Raw genomic sequence first — 14,607 nt, forward strand, 5'->3', positions numbered from 1 at the left:
TATGAATTTCATCGATAAGGTTTCAATCAAAGAAATTATAAAGGATTTAGAATTAGAAGTAGTATATATGCCTGATAATAAAGAGTACTATGTATATTCTCAGGATGTAAATAGGCCAGGATTACAATATGCTGGATATTTTGAACATTTTGCTTATGATAGAATTCAAATAATAGGAAGAGCAGAATATAATTACTTTAGTTATTTAGATGCAGAAAGAAGAGAAAATGTACTAGATAAATTATTTTCTTATGAAATTCCTGCACTTATAGTAACAAGAGGATTGGAAGTTAATTCTGATGTCATAAAATATGCTAAGAAGTATGGAAGAATAATTTTAAGCACAAAGAGAAATACAACTAGATTTATAAACAGATTATCAAATTATTTAGATGATAGAATGGCACCTCATACTACATTGCATGGTGTATTAGTGGATGTATATGGTATAGGAGTATTAATAAAGGGAGAAAGTAGCATTGGTAAATCAGAAACAGCTTTAGAATTAGTTCAAAGAGGTCATAGATTAGTTGCCGATGATGCAGTAGAAATAAGAAGATTAGATGAAAGTGTACTTTTAGGGCAATCCCCAGAGTTACTTAGACATTTTTTAGAAATAAGAGGGATTGGTATAATAGATGTGAGAAGCTTGTATGGTGCTGGCGCTGTAAAAAATAGTAAAACTATTGATTTAGTAGTGCACTTAGAGGCTTGGAATGAAGATAAATATTATGATAGATTAGGATTAGACAAAGAATTTGAAGAAATTTTAGAAGTAAGTGTCGAGAAGTTAGTTGTACCAGTTAAACCTGGTAGAAATACAGCTATGATAATAGAAGTTGCAGCCATGAACTTTAGGCAAAAGGGAATGGGATATGATGCAGCACAAGAATTTACTAAAAAATTATCTCAACTTATAGATACTAAGAAGTGCTAAGTAAAAATATTTAAAAAGATGGTGTAGGTAGGAATAAATAATAAGCTTATCTACACTTTTTATTTGTAAAATATTATAGTATGTAAATAAAAAGTGAATTGACCAATATTATTTAATTAGCTCAATTCACTTATATTAAAATTTTACTAATTTAGGTTAAACTGTTGCATCAGACTCTTTTATACAAGTGCATTCTCCATTATTTACATTGTAAACTAAGCTCTTATCAAAATAGTGAGTATGAAGGAATTTATGAGCAACTTTTCCATGAGGTTCTCCTAAGAATTCATCATATAATGCTACTATAGCAGGATTTTCATGAGATTTACGAAGTTTTTTATTTCTATCTATATTATATAACCCTAAAGCCCTTTTCTTAACAATATCATAATCACCATGATGATATGGTTGACCAGCACCAGCAATACATCCACCAGGACAAGCCATTACCTCTATTATATGGTACTTAGAGTTTCCGTTTTTAACTTCATCCATGACTTTTCTAGCATTTCCAAGGCTACTAGCTATACATACATTTACAATAGTACCATCTATATCTATACTAGCTTCCTTTATACCTTCCATCCCTCTAACTTGAGTGAAGTTTACATCAGCAAGTTCTTTATCAGTTACCCATTCATAAGCAGTACGAAGAGCAGCCTCTAAAACACCGCCAGTAGTACCGAATATATCAGCAGCCCCAGAAGATTTACCTAGTGGGTTATCAAAATCTTTTTCATCTAATGTTAAGAAATCTATACCTGCTTCTTTTATCATTTTAGCAAGTTCTCTTGTAGTTATAGAAACATCAACATCGAGAACCTCTTCTTGACCTAATTCAGTTCTAGAACATTCATATTTCTTAGCTACACAAGGCATCACTGAAACAATATACATATCTTTTGGTTTTATATTTATAACTTTAGGAGCAAAATAATTCTTAGCTATAGCTCCAAACATTTCTTGTGGTGATTTACAACTTGAAGGAAGATTTAGAAATTCTGGATAGTTTTTTTCAACAAAGTTTATCCAAGCAGGGCAACAACTTGTTAAGATAGGAAGATTTTTACCTTTTTTAAGTCTGTGTAAGAACTCAGAAGCTTCCTCTAATATAGTAAGGTCAGCAGAGAAGTTAGTATCAAATACATATTTAAAGCCAAGAGCTTTTAACGCAGATACCATTTTTCCTGTAGTTATAGTACCTGGCTCTAATCCAAATTCTTCTCCTAAAGCAACTCTTACAGCAGGAGCAACTTGAACGGCTACAGTCTTTTCTTTTTGATTTAAGGCATTCCATACAGTAGGTATATTATTTACCTCTGTTAAAGCTCCTGTTGGACATACTGCTATACATTGACCACAGAAAGTACATTCAGTTTCACATAAATAAGAATTGAAGAAGGTGCTAACTTCTGTGCCAAATCCACGATTTATGCCAGATAAAACGCCTACACTTTGTATATCATTACACATTGTTTCACATCTTCTACATAAGATGCATTTGTCATGGTCTTTTACTATTGATTCTGTTGAAGTGTCTTTTGGAGAAGTTGATTGTTCGCCTTTATATCTGATTTTTCTTATACCTAAATCAGCGGCTATACTTTGTAATTCGCAGTTTCCATTTTTCTCACAAACTAAACAATCTTGAGGATGGTCTGATAATAATAATTCAACAACATTTTTACGAGCCTTTAAAGCTTCTTTAGTATTGGTTTGAACATCCATACCTTCTTTAACTAAAGTACCGCAAGCAGGAACTAAACCTCTTCCAGCACTAACCATACATACACGGCAAGATGCGCATTGGTTAATCATATTTATTTCTTTCATTTTTAGGTGACAAAGATTAGGTATTTGAACATTTACTTCTTTTGCAGCTTCTAAAATAGTACTGCCTTTAGGAACTGAAACAGACTTGCCATTTATAGTTAAGTTAACTAAACTCATTTTTATCCCCCCAATAAAGCTAAATTTATTGTTTTATGATAGCATTAAATTTACAATTATCCATACAAGCACCACACTTTAAGCACTTAGAAACATCTATTACGTGTTTTTCTTTAGGTTTACCAGATATACATCCAGCAGGGCATATTCTGCTACACTTAGTACATCCCTTACAGTCATCAGTTATGATGTAATCAAGAAGTGCTTGACACTTTCCAGATGGACATTTTTTATCTACAACGTGAGCAACATACTCATCATAGAAGTTATCAAGTGTACTTAAAACTGGGTTAGGAGCACATTTACCAAGGCCACATAAAGAAGTAGTCTTTATAGTTGTTGCCAACTCTTTTAAATCAGCTAAATCTTGTAAAGTACCTTTACCTTCTGTTATTTTTGTAAGCATTTCAAGTAATCTCTTATTACCTATACGGCAAGGAGTACATTTACCACAAGATTCTTCTACAGTAAATTCTAAGAAGAATTTACATATATCTACCATACAATCGGAATCATCAAGAACGAGCATACCACCTGAACCCATCATAGAACCTATAGAGCTTAATGATTTAAAATCTATAGGAGTATCAAGGTTGTTAGATGCAATACATCCACCAGATGGTCCTCCAGTTTGAACAGCTTTAAACTCTCTTTCATTAGGTATACCGCCACCTATTTCATATACTATTTCTCTTAAAGTAGTGCCCATAGGAACTTCAACAAGACCTACGTTATTTATTTTTCCGCCAAGTGCGAAAACTTTAGTTCCTGGAGAATTTTCAGTACCGTACTTAGTAAACCATTCGGCACCTTCATTTATTATTGCAGGGATATTAGCGAAAGTTTCAACGTTGTTTAAGCAAGTTGGTTTATCCCATAAACCACGCTTAGAAGAACTATAAGTCTTCATTCTAGGCTCTCCACGTTTACCTTCTATTGAATTAATGAGGGCAGTACCTTCACCACAAACGAATGCTCCAGCACCATACTTTAAGTCTATATTAAAGTTAAAATCTGTACCTAATATATTGTCTCCAAGAAGACCAATTTCTTGGGCTTGAGATATAGCAACTTTTAACCTTTCTATTGCAAGAGGGTACTCAGCCCTTATGTATATGTGACCTGTATCAGCACCTACAGCATAGCCACATATAGCCATAGCTTCTAATACGCTGTGAGGGTCACCTTCAAGTATAGATCTATCCATGAATGCACCTGGATCACCTTCATCGGCATTACATACAACATATTTTTGACCTGGAGGAGTTTGAGCAGTAGATTCCCATTTAACTCCTGTAGGGAAACCGGCACCACCCCTGCCTCTAAGGCCAGAAGCTTTTATTTCTTCAATAACTTGTTCTGGTGTTAATTCATTTATACATTTACCAAGTGCAACGTATCCTTGACATCCTAGATATTCGTTTATACTTTCAGGATTTATATGACCACAATTTCTAAGGGCAACACGAGATTGCTTTTTATAGAAGGACATATCGTCATGTTTTTCAACTTTTCTATGACCAAGAGCAGGTTCTTCAAATAATAGTCTTTCAACAACTTCATGCTTAACTAGATGTGTATCAACTATCTCCTTAGCATCGTCTGGAGTTACTTGAACATAGAAAACATTATCAGGGAAGACCTTAACTATTGGACCCTTAGCACAGAATCCAAAACATCCTGTAAGATGAACTTCAGCTTGACTTTCAAGACCTGCATTTTTTATTTCATTTCTCAAATTTTTTATTATAAGATTACTATCTGCAGAAGTACATCCAGTACCTCCACAGACTAATAATTCTCTTTTTGTTAAGTTCCCTTTAGAATGATTTTCTCTCATATCAAGGGCTGGTTTATACTTTGCAACCAGGCTTTTTAATTCTTCAAAAGATTTTATCTTACTCATTTATTTCCCCCCTTAGCAATTTATTTCTGTTTCTCTATAATTGTCTAAGATACTAGTAACATCTTCAGGCTTAACTTGTCCATAAACTTTACCATTTACCACAACAACCGGAGCAAGGCCACATGCACCAACACATCTTAATCCCTCAAGAGAGAATTTAAGATCCTTTGTAGTTTCTCCAGATTTTATACCAAGTTCTTTTTCAAATTGTGCTAATATTTTATCTGCACCTTTAACGAAGCAAACAGTACCTAAACATACACTTATTTTATATTCACCTCTTGGCTCAGTGGTAAAGTAAGAATAGAAACTAACAACACCGTACACTTTAGATGGAGCAACATCTAAAGCTTTAGCTATATAAAGTTGTACTTCTTTAGGCAAGAAGCCAAATATACCTTGAGCATGGTGTAGTACTTGGATTAAAGCGCCCTTTCTAGTTTCAAGAGAATCAATGAAGTTGTCTAATTGGTCAAATAAATGCTTGTTACGTGAATAAAAGTCACACATACAAATCCCCCTTATCGTATAAAAAATTTAAACTAATAAAACTTTAAGGTATAATAAGAGTTTTATTAAAAATTAACTTCATAAAATAATACTTATCTTATAATAGTAGATTTTATATTATTTTATGCCAAAAAGTTAACTAAAATTAAGATATACCCATTGGAAATATGTTAAATCAGTAAATCTAAGATGAAAAATTAGATGAGTATTACGATGTTAGTAAAGATGTGATAGTTTAAATGATAATTATATTATAATATATAAAATAGTTAAAAAGTTAAAATTTAAAGAATTAGTGAAAGAATATTTTGAATTGTCTAAAAATATACAATAAATAAAAGTATGCATCAAGTTAAAACTCAATACATACTTTTATTTATTACAATACAGGAGATAAAAGTCTAGAAATAGACTGCTTTATTCTCACTATATTTGATCTTGAATTATATATATCTAAGGTAATTTCTTTAGATTTTAGAATGTCATTTTCAAATATTTTCTTTTGTTTCTTAGCAACTTCAGGAGAGTACATAAATGCATTAACCTCAAAGTTTAACTCGAAACTTCTTATATCCATATTAGCTGTACCAATAGAGCAGATAGTATCATCAATAACTATGGTCTTAGCATGTAAAAATGCATTCTCGTCATAAGTATACAGTTTTGCACCGAATTTTAATAACTCACCTGCATAAGAGTAAGATGCCCAATATACAAATGGGTGGTCAGGTTTAGATGGTATCATTATTCTAACATCAACACCAGATAGACATGCTACCCTTAGTATATCTACTAAAGTTTTATCTAAGATAAAATAAGGGCTTTGTATATAAAGGTACTTCTTAGCTCCCTGAATCATTTTCATATACCCATATTTTATTTCATCTAATTCTGTTATATCAGGACCACTAGATACAATTTGAACACCAACATTGTCACAAGAAGTCTCAGTTGGAACCATAGTATTTTTTTGAATGAAATACTTATCCATATCTAAATTTTCCTGAGTTGTAAATCTCCAATCAAGCATAAATCTAATATTTAAATCTCTTACACATTCTCCTGTAAGTTTAAGGTGAGTATCTCTCCAGTAACCAAATTTAGGGTCTTTACCTAAATATTCATCACCAACATTATTCCCGCCAACGAAACCAACATTACCATCTATAACAACAATTTTACGATGATTTCTATAGTTTAGGTTGAAGTTTACTATTTTCATAAAAGAAGGGAAGAAGCAACCAACTTTAACTCCGGCTTTTTTTAACTTAGCTATAGATTTATCTGAGAAGAGTCTACTTCCTACAGCATCATATAGAAGCCTTACTTCTACACCCTCATCTAATTTTTCTAATAGAATATCTATTACTTTATTTCCGATGTCATCATCTTTAAATATATAAAACTGTATATTTATATACTCCTTAGCCTTTTTTAATTCATCTAATAGAGAATCAAAAAATTCCTTAGGTTTTTCATATATATCAACAGAGTTATTAGTTGAATAATGTGCATAGTTAGAATTAGCTAGAGCATAAATAATATCCTTATTAGCTAATAAGCTAGGATCTAGACTGTTATCACATTCTAATTTAGCGTGAGTGTTAACTATATTATCTTTTAAAATCCTATCTTCTTCTTCTTTAATCTTAAACATATTATCTTTGGAGATTCCATGTCCAAAAGTAATATATAATACAAAACCTACAGCAGGAATGGTTAAAAGTATAAGAATCCATGCCATTGTAGTTTGAGTATCTCTTTTTTCTCTAAATATAAGATGTATAACTGCAGAAAAGTTTAATATATAGATTAGTGTCACAAACATTTCATAGGCCGAATCTTTAATAAAAGATAAGTTCATCACAAAACCCCCTTCTAGAATAAGTACGAATAAATATATATTTTAATACTATTTATAGCACATAGTCAATAAATAAGGTATAAATTTAACGTAAATACAAAAGAATGTCGAAAAAATAAGGATTAGCTAACAGAATGTATTAATAATAAAAAAAGAGATTATACTGTGATTATAGTATAATCTCTTGAATATTTATATTAATTAAGCTGCTTTCTTAGCTTCTGAAGATTCTTCTTTATTAGCATATAAGAAGAAGTATATACCAGCAACGAATATTGCCCCTCCTAATATGTTACCTATTGTAACTGGTATTAAGTTATTCATGAATATGCTTGGTACGTTTATAGCAGCTGCATCAGCGGCAGTTTTGTGAGCTGCTTCTAAGAATGCAGTATTTCCTTTAGCGAATAAACCTGCGAATAAGTATCCCATGTTAGCAACACTATGCTCAAATCCAGCACAAACAAATAAGAATATACCGATGAATCCAGTTAAAACTTTACCAGATATATCCTTAGCTCCGTAGCTCATCCATACAGTAACACAAACTATCCAGTTACATAATATACCTGATATCATAGCAGATATCCAAGGGAAACCTAATTTACCGATAGCATTTTTAACAACAACACCACCATATAGTCCGTTACTCCAATCGAATACACCAGACATACTAACCATCCATGCAACTAATACTGCACCCAATAAGTTACCTATCCAAACTAAAGCCCAGTTCTTGAAAGCTTGTCCCCAAGTAACTTTTTTCTTGAAAGCTGCTAAAGCTACAAGTATATTTCCTGTGAATAAGTCCGCACCAGCTATTAAAACAAATATAAGTCCAGCAGGGAACATAAGTCCAGCTACCATTTTACCTAATCCGTAAGTAGCAGGGTTTGCTAATAAGTTGTAAGCAGCTGCAACTGATCCTAAAGCACCGAATGCTATGTAAGCACCAGCTAAGAATGCAGAAGCTAAAACTTTTTTAGTTGGCGTAGTAGCCTTTTTTATACCAGTGTTGATAGTGTACTCTGCTATTTCAGCTGGCATAAGCATTTTCTTATCTGACATATAAAGTCCTCCTCTAAAATATATAAATATTATTAAATAATAAATTTCAAACTTGTTATGAAATTTTAATTTTTCTGTCGAAAAACACAACAGTAGTAATTATACAATAAAAATTTAACTTTGTATACATAAAACATTCAACTTAATAAAATGTGAAATTAATCTACAAAAACGTCTTTTATAATGTGAGTAACTATATTCAAAAATATATATTTAGTATACATGGTTTGTATTTGTAGATAAATTAACTACGATGGTGCTATAATCTTTTTAAGTGCTTATATAAAAATAGGGGGTGGATTTATGGACAAAAGATTCTTAACACCCAGGGAAGTAGCAAATGCTACTGTAAATGTAGGTATAAATAAAGCTAACTTATCTACTAGCTCATGTATTAGGTTAGGTATACTTGCAGGTATTTTTATAGGCTTTGGAGGATTAGGAAACATACTATTCGGTCAAACTATATCTAATATAGACCCAGGGCTAGGTAGATTTGTTGGAGCGATGGTGTTCCCTGTTGGACTTATGTTAGTTGTAATATGCGGAGCAGAACTTTTTACAGGAAACAATTTAATGACCTTAGCAGTTTTAGAAAAGAAAATAACTATAGGTCAAATGTTTAGGAATTGGAGCTTTGTATATTTGGCAAACTTTGTAGGATCTGTAGTTCTAGCTTTAATTGTATTTTATTCAGGTACATTATCTGGTGATGCAGCTACTAAAGCAATAGCTATAGCAGAATCTAAAGCAAATCTTGATATTTTGCAGATGTTCTTAAGAGCTATAATGTGTAATATTTTAGTTGTTTTAGCAGTATGGATGGCTACAGCTTCTCAAGATATAGCATCAAAAATATTTTCATGTTGGTTCCCAATAATGCTATTTGTATTATGTGGATTTGAACATAGTATTGCGAATATGTTCTTCATACCTATGGGAATGTTATTAGGTGCACAAGTTAGTATAGTAGGATTACTAATAAATCTAGTTTTTGTAACATTAGGAAATATTGTAGGAGGGGCTATAATTATTCCCTTTGCATATCATAGATGTTACCTTAAAAAAACAACATCAAAAAATACTAATTAGGAACATTGCGTTGATATAGCTATATCAACGCTTTTTTAATTTACTTTAGACCTTTATATATTGTTATTTTTTTTTTAATACATTATTATATATAAGATAGATGAAATTAATAAAATACAAGTAAATGAATATAAATAAGTATATAAATATGTATAATTAGTATAAACTAGGAGGAAATATAGATATATGAATAAGGAATTTATATATAACAGTTTATTAGATATATTAGGCGAAGAAAATAAAGGAAATATAATGGTAGATGAGCCGATGAAAAAACACATATCATTTAGAGTTGGTGGACCTGCCGATATATTAGTAAAGCCAAATACAGAAGAACAGATAAGAGATATTATAAAACTATTAAAGGAAGAAAACGTTCCATATATTGTAATAGGAAATGGTTCAAACTTATTAGTTAAAGATGGTGGAATAAGAGGAGTTGTTATTGAAATATCAAATAATTTCAATGACTTCGAAATAGAAGGAACTACTGTAAAAATTAAATCAGGAGCAATGCTTTCTGTAGTTGGGAAAGCTGTAATGAGGGAAGAGTTAAAAGGCTTTGAATTTGCGGCTGGAATACCAGGTACATTAGGTGGGGCATTAGCTATGAATGCAGGTGCTTATGGCGGAGAAATGAAGGATATAGTTAAATCTGTAAGACTTATGGATACAGATGGTAATATATTTGAGTTTACAAATGAACAAATGGAATTTGAATATAGAAAAAGTATTTTAACTAGAACAAACTATATAGTATTATCAGCAGTAATAGAATTAGAAAAAGGAAACTATGAAGAAATAAAAGAAACAATGAAAGACTTTACTCAAAGAAGAGTTACAAAGCAACCTTTAAGTTTACCAAGTGCGGGAAGTACTTTTAAAAGACCAGAAGGACACTTTGCAGGTAAATTAATAGAGGACTGTGGATTAAAAGGTCTTACATTAGGTGGAGCACAAGTTTCTGAAAAGCACAGTGGATTTGTTGTTAATATAGGCAATGCTAAAGCTAAAGATTTATTGGATTTAATGTATGTAGTAAAAAGTACTGTTAATGCTAAGTTCAATGTTTTACTTGAAGAAGAGGTTAAGATACTTGGAGAGGACTAAAATATGCAAATATTAGCAGATTATCATACACACACTATATATAGTCATGGAAAAGGTACAATAGAAGAGAATGTTAAGGTGGCTATGTCTAAGGGTATAAAAAAAATCGGAATATCAGACCATGGATATAGACATATGACATATGGTGTTAAACTAAAAGATATACAAAAAATGAGAGAAGAAATTGATAAATTGAACCAAAAATACCCTAATATAGATATCCTTTTAGGAATGGAATGTAATATACTAGATAAAAATGGTAACATAGATATAAATGAAAATATTATACATTTTTTCGATTACGTAATGGCAGGGTATCATTTTGGATCAGCTCCAACATCATTAAAAAGTATGATGAATCATTTTAATAATTACATTATAAAAAATGAAAAGGCAAAAGAGTATAATACTCAAGGCATAATAAATGCTATGAGAAACAATGATATTTTTATTATAACGCATCCTGGAGATAAAGGAGATGTGTATATAGAGGAAATAGCTAAGGTGGCAAAAGAGACTAATACAAGACTTGAAATTAATAGTAGTCATGGATATTTAAATGTAGAACAGCTAAAAAAAATAAAACATTTAGGAAATACATTTATAATAGGATCTGATGCACACATACCTAATAACGTAGGAAATTTTGACAAAGCTATGAAGACTATTAAAGAAGCTAAATTAGATTTATCATTTGTTGAAAATATAAGAGTATAAAGATTTAAGGGGGTAAGTTAGATGAAATTTGTAATAGTTACTGGACTTTCTGGGTCAGGAAAAAGTGAAACTATGAGAGCTTTAGAAGATATGGGATTTTATTGTGTAGATAACTTACCACCTGCTTTAATAACAAAATTTGCAGAGTTATGTTATCAACCAAATTCAAGTATTGATAAAGTTGCTTTAGGTATAGATATTAGAGGAAGAAGATTTTTCAAGGAACTTCATGAGAGTTTAGAGTATTTAAAAAAAGAAAACTATAAATATGAAATGTTATATTTAGATTGTTCAGATAGAGTATTATTAAATAGATATAAAATGACAAGAAGAAATCATCCTCTTTCTATGAACGTATCTTTAACAGAAGGTATAAAAATGGAAAGAGAGATAATGGAACCCTTAAAAGAAGTATCTGATTCTATTATAGATACGACTAATATGAAGCCTAAGGATTTAAAGGAAGAGATAAGCAAGATATACTCTCAAGGAGAAGAAAATAATAAATTAACTATATCTGTATTATCATTTGGATTTAAACATGGTATACCAGCAGATTGTGATTTAGTATTTGATGTAAGATTCTTGCCAAATCCATACTATCTAGAAGAATTAAGACCTAAAACAGGTGACGAACAAGATGTAAGAGATTATGTTATGAATTCTAAGATAAGTCAAGAATTTTTTTACAAATTAAATGATATGATACAATTTTTAGTACCACAGTATATAGAAGAAGGAAAGCAACATTTAGTTATTGGTATAGGTTGTACTGGAGGTAGACATAGATCTGTAACTATAGCGAATCTTATATATGATGAGCTGATGAAAAAAGGATATAGGGTCGTAAAGAAACACAGAGACTCTATGATTAGATAATCTGGAGGAAAAAATGAGTACTATATTTTTTATAGTAGGGGTAACAGGGTGGGTTTCTTTATTAATATCATTTTATTTATATAGAAGAATTGTAAATGAAAGAATCAAGCCAAGATATCTTAGAAGTAAGGAAAGTGTAGAACCAAAAGTTGTTGTTATAGGAGGAGGTACAGGTCAATCAATTTTCTTGAGAGGTCTAAAATACCATACTAAAAATATAACTGCAATAGTTACTGTTGCAGATGATGGTGGAGGATCTGGAGTATTAAGAGAAGACTTAGGGATGTTGCCTCCAGGGGATATAAGAAATTGTCTGTTAGCTCTTGCCAATATAGAGCCTACTATGGATGAAGTTATGAAGTATAGATTCACAGAAGGTGGCTTAAAAGGTCAAAGTTTTGGCAATCTGTTTTTGGCAGCAATGAATGGTTTATATGGAAATTTTGAAGTTGCTGTATATAAAATGAGTCAAATATTTGCAATAACTGGAAAGGTATTGCCAGTAACATTAGAAGATATAAATCTTGTAGCAAAGCTAAAAGATAAAAGCATAGTAAAAGGGGAATCGAATATTCCAAAGGAAGTAAAATCTAAAAATACATCTATAGAAAAAGTATTTTTAGAACCATCTAATGCAAAACCGTTGGACGAAGTTATTAACTCTATAGAAAATGCTGATATAATAGTTATAGGTCCAGGAAGTTTATATACAAGTATAATTCCAAATCTTTTAGTTGATGGAGTAGTCGATGCAATTAAAGCGTCAAAAGCCCCAAAGGTATATATATCTAACATAATGACCCAACCAGGGGAAACAGACGAATACAATGTTTTGCAACATGTAAATGCAATAATAAAACATTCAAGTGAAAATATTATTGATTATGTGATATCAAATAATGAAATATTACCAGAATATATATATGAAAGATACCAAAAAGATGGTGCTAGTCAAGTTTTACTAGACAAAGGGCAAAAAAATACCCTTAAAGGTATGGGGGTAAAATCGATAGAAGAAAACCTAATTGAGATAAAAAATAATTATATTAGACATGATGCAGATTGCATTTCTAGTATAATAGTTGATTTGGCACTAAGTCATAAAAATGACACTATGAAGTAAAAAAGGATTTTAAGTATTTATGTAGAAATCCTTATTATTATGTTAGTTTTAAGGAGTGAACATCTATGAGAGAAGAGGTTAGTGCCGGAGGTGTAGTACTATTTGGCAATGCCATACTTTTACTTAGAAAATTCAATGGAGATTGGGTTTTACCGAAAGGAAAGGTAGAAGAAGGCGAAAATAGGCAAGAGGCAGCGTTACGAGAAGTTTTAGAAGAAACTGGGGTAAAAGCTGAAATACTGAAATATTTAGGTGAAATTCATTATACATTCAAAGAAAACTGGGATGAAAACAAAGCGGTTCATAAAACTGTATTTTGGTATTTAATGCATGCAAGAAATATGGATACAATACCTCAAAAAGAAGAAGGGTTTATAGATGCTAAGTTTATACATTTAGATAGGGTAGTAGACTTGGCTAGATATGATGATGAAAAGGAAATCATCAAAGTTGCTTTACAAGAAATAAAAAAACGATTAAAAAAGAACAGTTAATAGGTGATAATTATGTCTTTTTCAGCTGAAACGAAAAATGAGTTAGCAAGAATTACGTCAGATAATGATAATTGCAACATAGCTGAATTAGCTGCTCTAGTAAGATTATCAGGAAGTATACAAATTGTAGGATATAAAAAATTAAATTTAAAGATAACTACGGAGCTAAACTCTATAGCCCGTAAGGTATTTAGACTACTAAAACAAAATTTTGGTATAAACACAACTATATCGGTAAATAAGAATCAAATGCTAAAGAGAAATAATAGCTATGTTCTTATGGTTACTAGTGAAATGGGAGCACAAAAACTTATAAAGGATTTAGGGATATTAGAGCCAGGAGATGGATTTTATCCTTTAAATAAAGTACCAAGTCATCTTTTAAAAGATGATGAATGTATAAGAGCTTTTATAAGAGGTGCATTTCTTGGAGGAGGATCTATAAGTGATCCGGGGAAAAATTATCATATGGAGTTTGTAACTAACAATGAGGAATTTGCAGAATCCCTACAGAACCTTATAAATTCATTAGGATTTAATTGTAAAATAGTTCTTAGAAAGAATAACTATGTAGTGTACTTAAAGGAAAGTGAACAAATATCGGATTTATTAAGTATAATAGGAGCTCACAATGCACTTTTAAGTCTTCAGAACACAAAAATTGTAAAAGCAATGAGAAATAATGTAAATCGTATAGTTAACTGCGAAACTGCGAATCTTTCAAAAACTGTTAATGCAGCAGTTAGACAGGTGGAAAATATTAAGTTTATACAAGAAACTATCGGAATAAATAGTTTACCTGAAAACTTGCAAGAAATAGCTAAAGTTAGGCTAGAATGTGAAGACTTAACATTAAAGGAATTAGGAGAAATACTAAATCCTCCAATAGGTAAGTCTGGTGTAAATCATAGATTAAGAAAAATAGAAGAGATAGCTAACAATCTTAGGAATAAGTAA

General features: G+C 31.0%; 13 protein-coding genes. 8 read left to right on the forward strand and 5 right to left on the reverse strand.

The window, feature by feature from the left end:
* The first annotated feature begins 1 nt into the window (after nt 1).
* Nucleotides 2-937 (forward strand): HPr(Ser) kinase/phosphatase, encoded by a 936-nt coding sequence (gene hprK, locus I2H23_RS07915; protein WP_092922302.1) that lies wholly within the window; start codon nt 2-4, stop codon nt 935-937.
* Between the two features lie 156 nt (nt 938-1,093).
* Here the strand turns inward: hprK and I2H23_RS07920 are convergent, their stop codons facing one another.
* The 5 genes from I2H23_RS07920 to I2H23_RS07940 form a co-directional block, all read right to left on the reverse strand.
* Nucleotides 1,094-2,887 carry an NADH-dependent [FeFe] hydrogenase, group A6 gene (locus tag I2H23_RS07920; protein WP_195581452.1) on the reverse strand — a complete coding sequence of 598 codons (1,794 nt, stop codon included), beginning with the start codon at nt 2,885-2,887 and terminating at the stop codon, nt 1,094-1,096.
* Nucleotides 2,888-2,912: 25 nt separating this feature from the next.
* Nucleotides 2,913-4,793, reverse strand: a complete 1,881-nt coding sequence (locus I2H23_RS07925) for an NADH-quinone oxidoreductase subunit NuoF (protein ID WP_195581453.1) — start codon at nt 4,791-4,793, stop codon at nt 2,913-2,915.
* 12 nt (nt 4,794-4,805) lie between these two features.
* Entirely contained in the window at nt 4,806-5,303 is a 498-nt protein-coding gene (locus I2H23_RS07930) for an NADH-quinone oxidoreductase subunit NuoE family protein (protein ID WP_195581454.1), read from the reverse strand.
* Between the two features lie 379 nt (nt 5,304-5,682).
* Nucleotides 5,683-7,167, reverse strand: coding sequence for a cardiolipin synthase (gene cls, locus I2H23_RS07935; protein ID WP_207733567.1), 1,485 nt, complete (start codon nt 7,165-7,167; stop codon nt 5,683-5,685).
* 201 nt (nt 7,168-7,368) lie between these two features.
* Nucleotides 7,369-8,235 (reverse strand): formate/nitrite transporter family protein, encoded by an 867-nt coding sequence (locus I2H23_RS07940; RefSeq protein WP_092922317.1) that lies wholly within the window; start codon nt 8,233-8,235, stop codon nt 7,369-7,371.
* Between the two features lie 303 nt (nt 8,236-8,538).
* Between I2H23_RS07940 and I2H23_RS07945 the strand changes: the two genes are divergently transcribed.
* The 7 genes from I2H23_RS07945 to whiA all read left to right on the forward strand — a co-directional run bounded on the left by I2H23_RS07945 (nt 8,539) and on the right by whiA (nt 14,607).
* The gene (locus I2H23_RS07945; protein WP_195238087.1) at nt 8,539-9,327 is read left to right on the forward strand and encodes a formate/nitrite transporter family protein; all 789 of its coding nucleotides are present in this window, start codon (nt 8,539-8,541) and stop codon (nt 9,325-9,327) included.
* A 186-nt stretch (nt 9,328-9,513) separates the two neighbouring features.
* A complete protein-coding gene (gene murB / locus I2H23_RS07950) occupies nt 9,514-10,437 on the forward strand; it encodes a UDP-N-acetylmuramate dehydrogenase (protein ID WP_092922322.1) in 924 nt (307 codons plus the stop codon).
* Between the two features lie 3 nt (nt 10,438-10,440).
* Complete coding sequence (locus tag I2H23_RS07955; RefSeq protein ID WP_092922324.1) at nt 10,441-11,154, forward strand: PHP domain-containing protein; 714 nt, start codon at nt 10,441-10,443, stop codon at nt 11,152-11,154.
* Nucleotides 11,155-11,175: 21 nt separating this feature from the next.
* Complete coding sequence (gene rapZ / locus I2H23_RS07960) at nt 11,176-12,033, forward strand: RNase adapter RapZ (protein WP_092922327.1); 858 nt, start codon at nt 11,176-11,178, stop codon at nt 12,031-12,033.
* 13 nt (nt 12,034-12,046) lie between these two features.
* Nucleotides 12,047-13,156 (forward strand): gluconeogenesis factor YvcK family protein, encoded by a 1,110-nt coding sequence (locus tag I2H23_RS07965; RefSeq protein WP_166504690.1) that lies wholly within the window; start codon nt 12,047-12,049, stop codon nt 13,154-13,156.
* Nucleotides 13,157-13,221: 65 nt separating this feature from the next.
* Nucleotides 13,222-13,650: an NUDIX hydrolase gene (locus I2H23_RS07970; protein WP_092922332.1), complete on the forward strand. Its 429-nt coding sequence runs from the start codon at nt 13,222-13,224 to the stop codon at nt 13,648-13,650.
* A gap of 12 nt (nt 13,651-13,662) precedes the next feature.
* On the forward strand, nt 13,663-14,607 hold the full coding sequence (gene whiA, locus I2H23_RS07975) for a DNA-binding protein WhiA (RefSeq protein WP_166504691.1): 945 nt from the start codon (nt 13,663-13,665) through the stop codon (nt 14,605-14,607).

This window comes from Romboutsia sp. BSD2780061687b_171204_C1 (assembly GCF_015560225.1).
GTDB lineage: Bacteria > Bacillota > Clostridia > Peptostreptococcales > Peptostreptococcaceae > Romboutsia_C > Romboutsia_C hominis.

Bases quoted from the DNA above. Each gene is read 5' to 3' on its own strand.
- hprK (WP_092922302.1), top strand. From the start codon at position 2: ATGAATTTCATCGATAAGGTTTCAATCAAAGAAATTATAAAGGATTTA.
- I2H23_RS07920 (WP_195581452.1), bottom strand. From the start codon at position 2,887: ATGAGTTTAGTTAACTTAACTATAAATGGCAAGTCTGTTTCAGTTCCT.
- I2H23_RS07925 (WP_195581453.1), bottom strand. From the start codon at position 4,793: ATGAGTAAGATAAAATCTTTTGAAGAATTAAAAAGCCTGGTTGCAAAG.
- I2H23_RS07930 (WP_195581454.1), bottom strand. From the start codon at position 5,303: ATGTGTGACTTTTATTCACGTAACAAGCATTTATTTGACCAATTAGAC.
- cls (WP_207733567.1), bottom strand. From the start codon at position 7,167: ATGAACTTATCTTTTATTAAAGATTCGGCCTATGAAATGTTTGTGACA.
- I2H23_RS07940 (WP_092922317.1), bottom strand. From the start codon at position 8,235: ATGTCAGATAAGAAAATGCTTATGCCAGCTGAAATAGCAGAGTACACT.
- I2H23_RS07945 (WP_195238087.1), top strand. From the start codon at position 8,539: ATGGACAAAAGATTCTTAACACCCAGGGAAGTAGCAAATGCTACTGTA.
- murB (WP_092922322.1), top strand. From the start codon at position 9,514: ATGAATAAGGAATTTATATATAACAGTTTATTAGATATATTAGGCGAA.
- I2H23_RS07955 (WP_092922324.1), top strand. From the start codon at position 10,441: ATGCAAATATTAGCAGATTATCATACACACACTATATATAGTCATGGA.
- rapZ (WP_092922327.1), top strand. From the start codon at position 11,176: ATGAAATTTGTAATAGTTACTGGACTTTCTGGGTCAGGAAAAAGTGAA.
- I2H23_RS07965 (WP_166504690.1), top strand. From the start codon at position 12,047: ATGAGTACTATATTTTTTATAGTAGGGGTAACAGGGTGGGTTTCTTTA.
- I2H23_RS07970 (WP_092922332.1), top strand. From the start codon at position 13,222: ATGAGAGAAGAGGTTAGTGCCGGAGGTGTAGTACTATTTGGCAATGCC.
- whiA (WP_166504691.1), top strand. From the start codon at position 13,663: ATGTCTTTTTCAGCTGAAACGAAAAATGAGTTAGCAAGAATTACGTCA.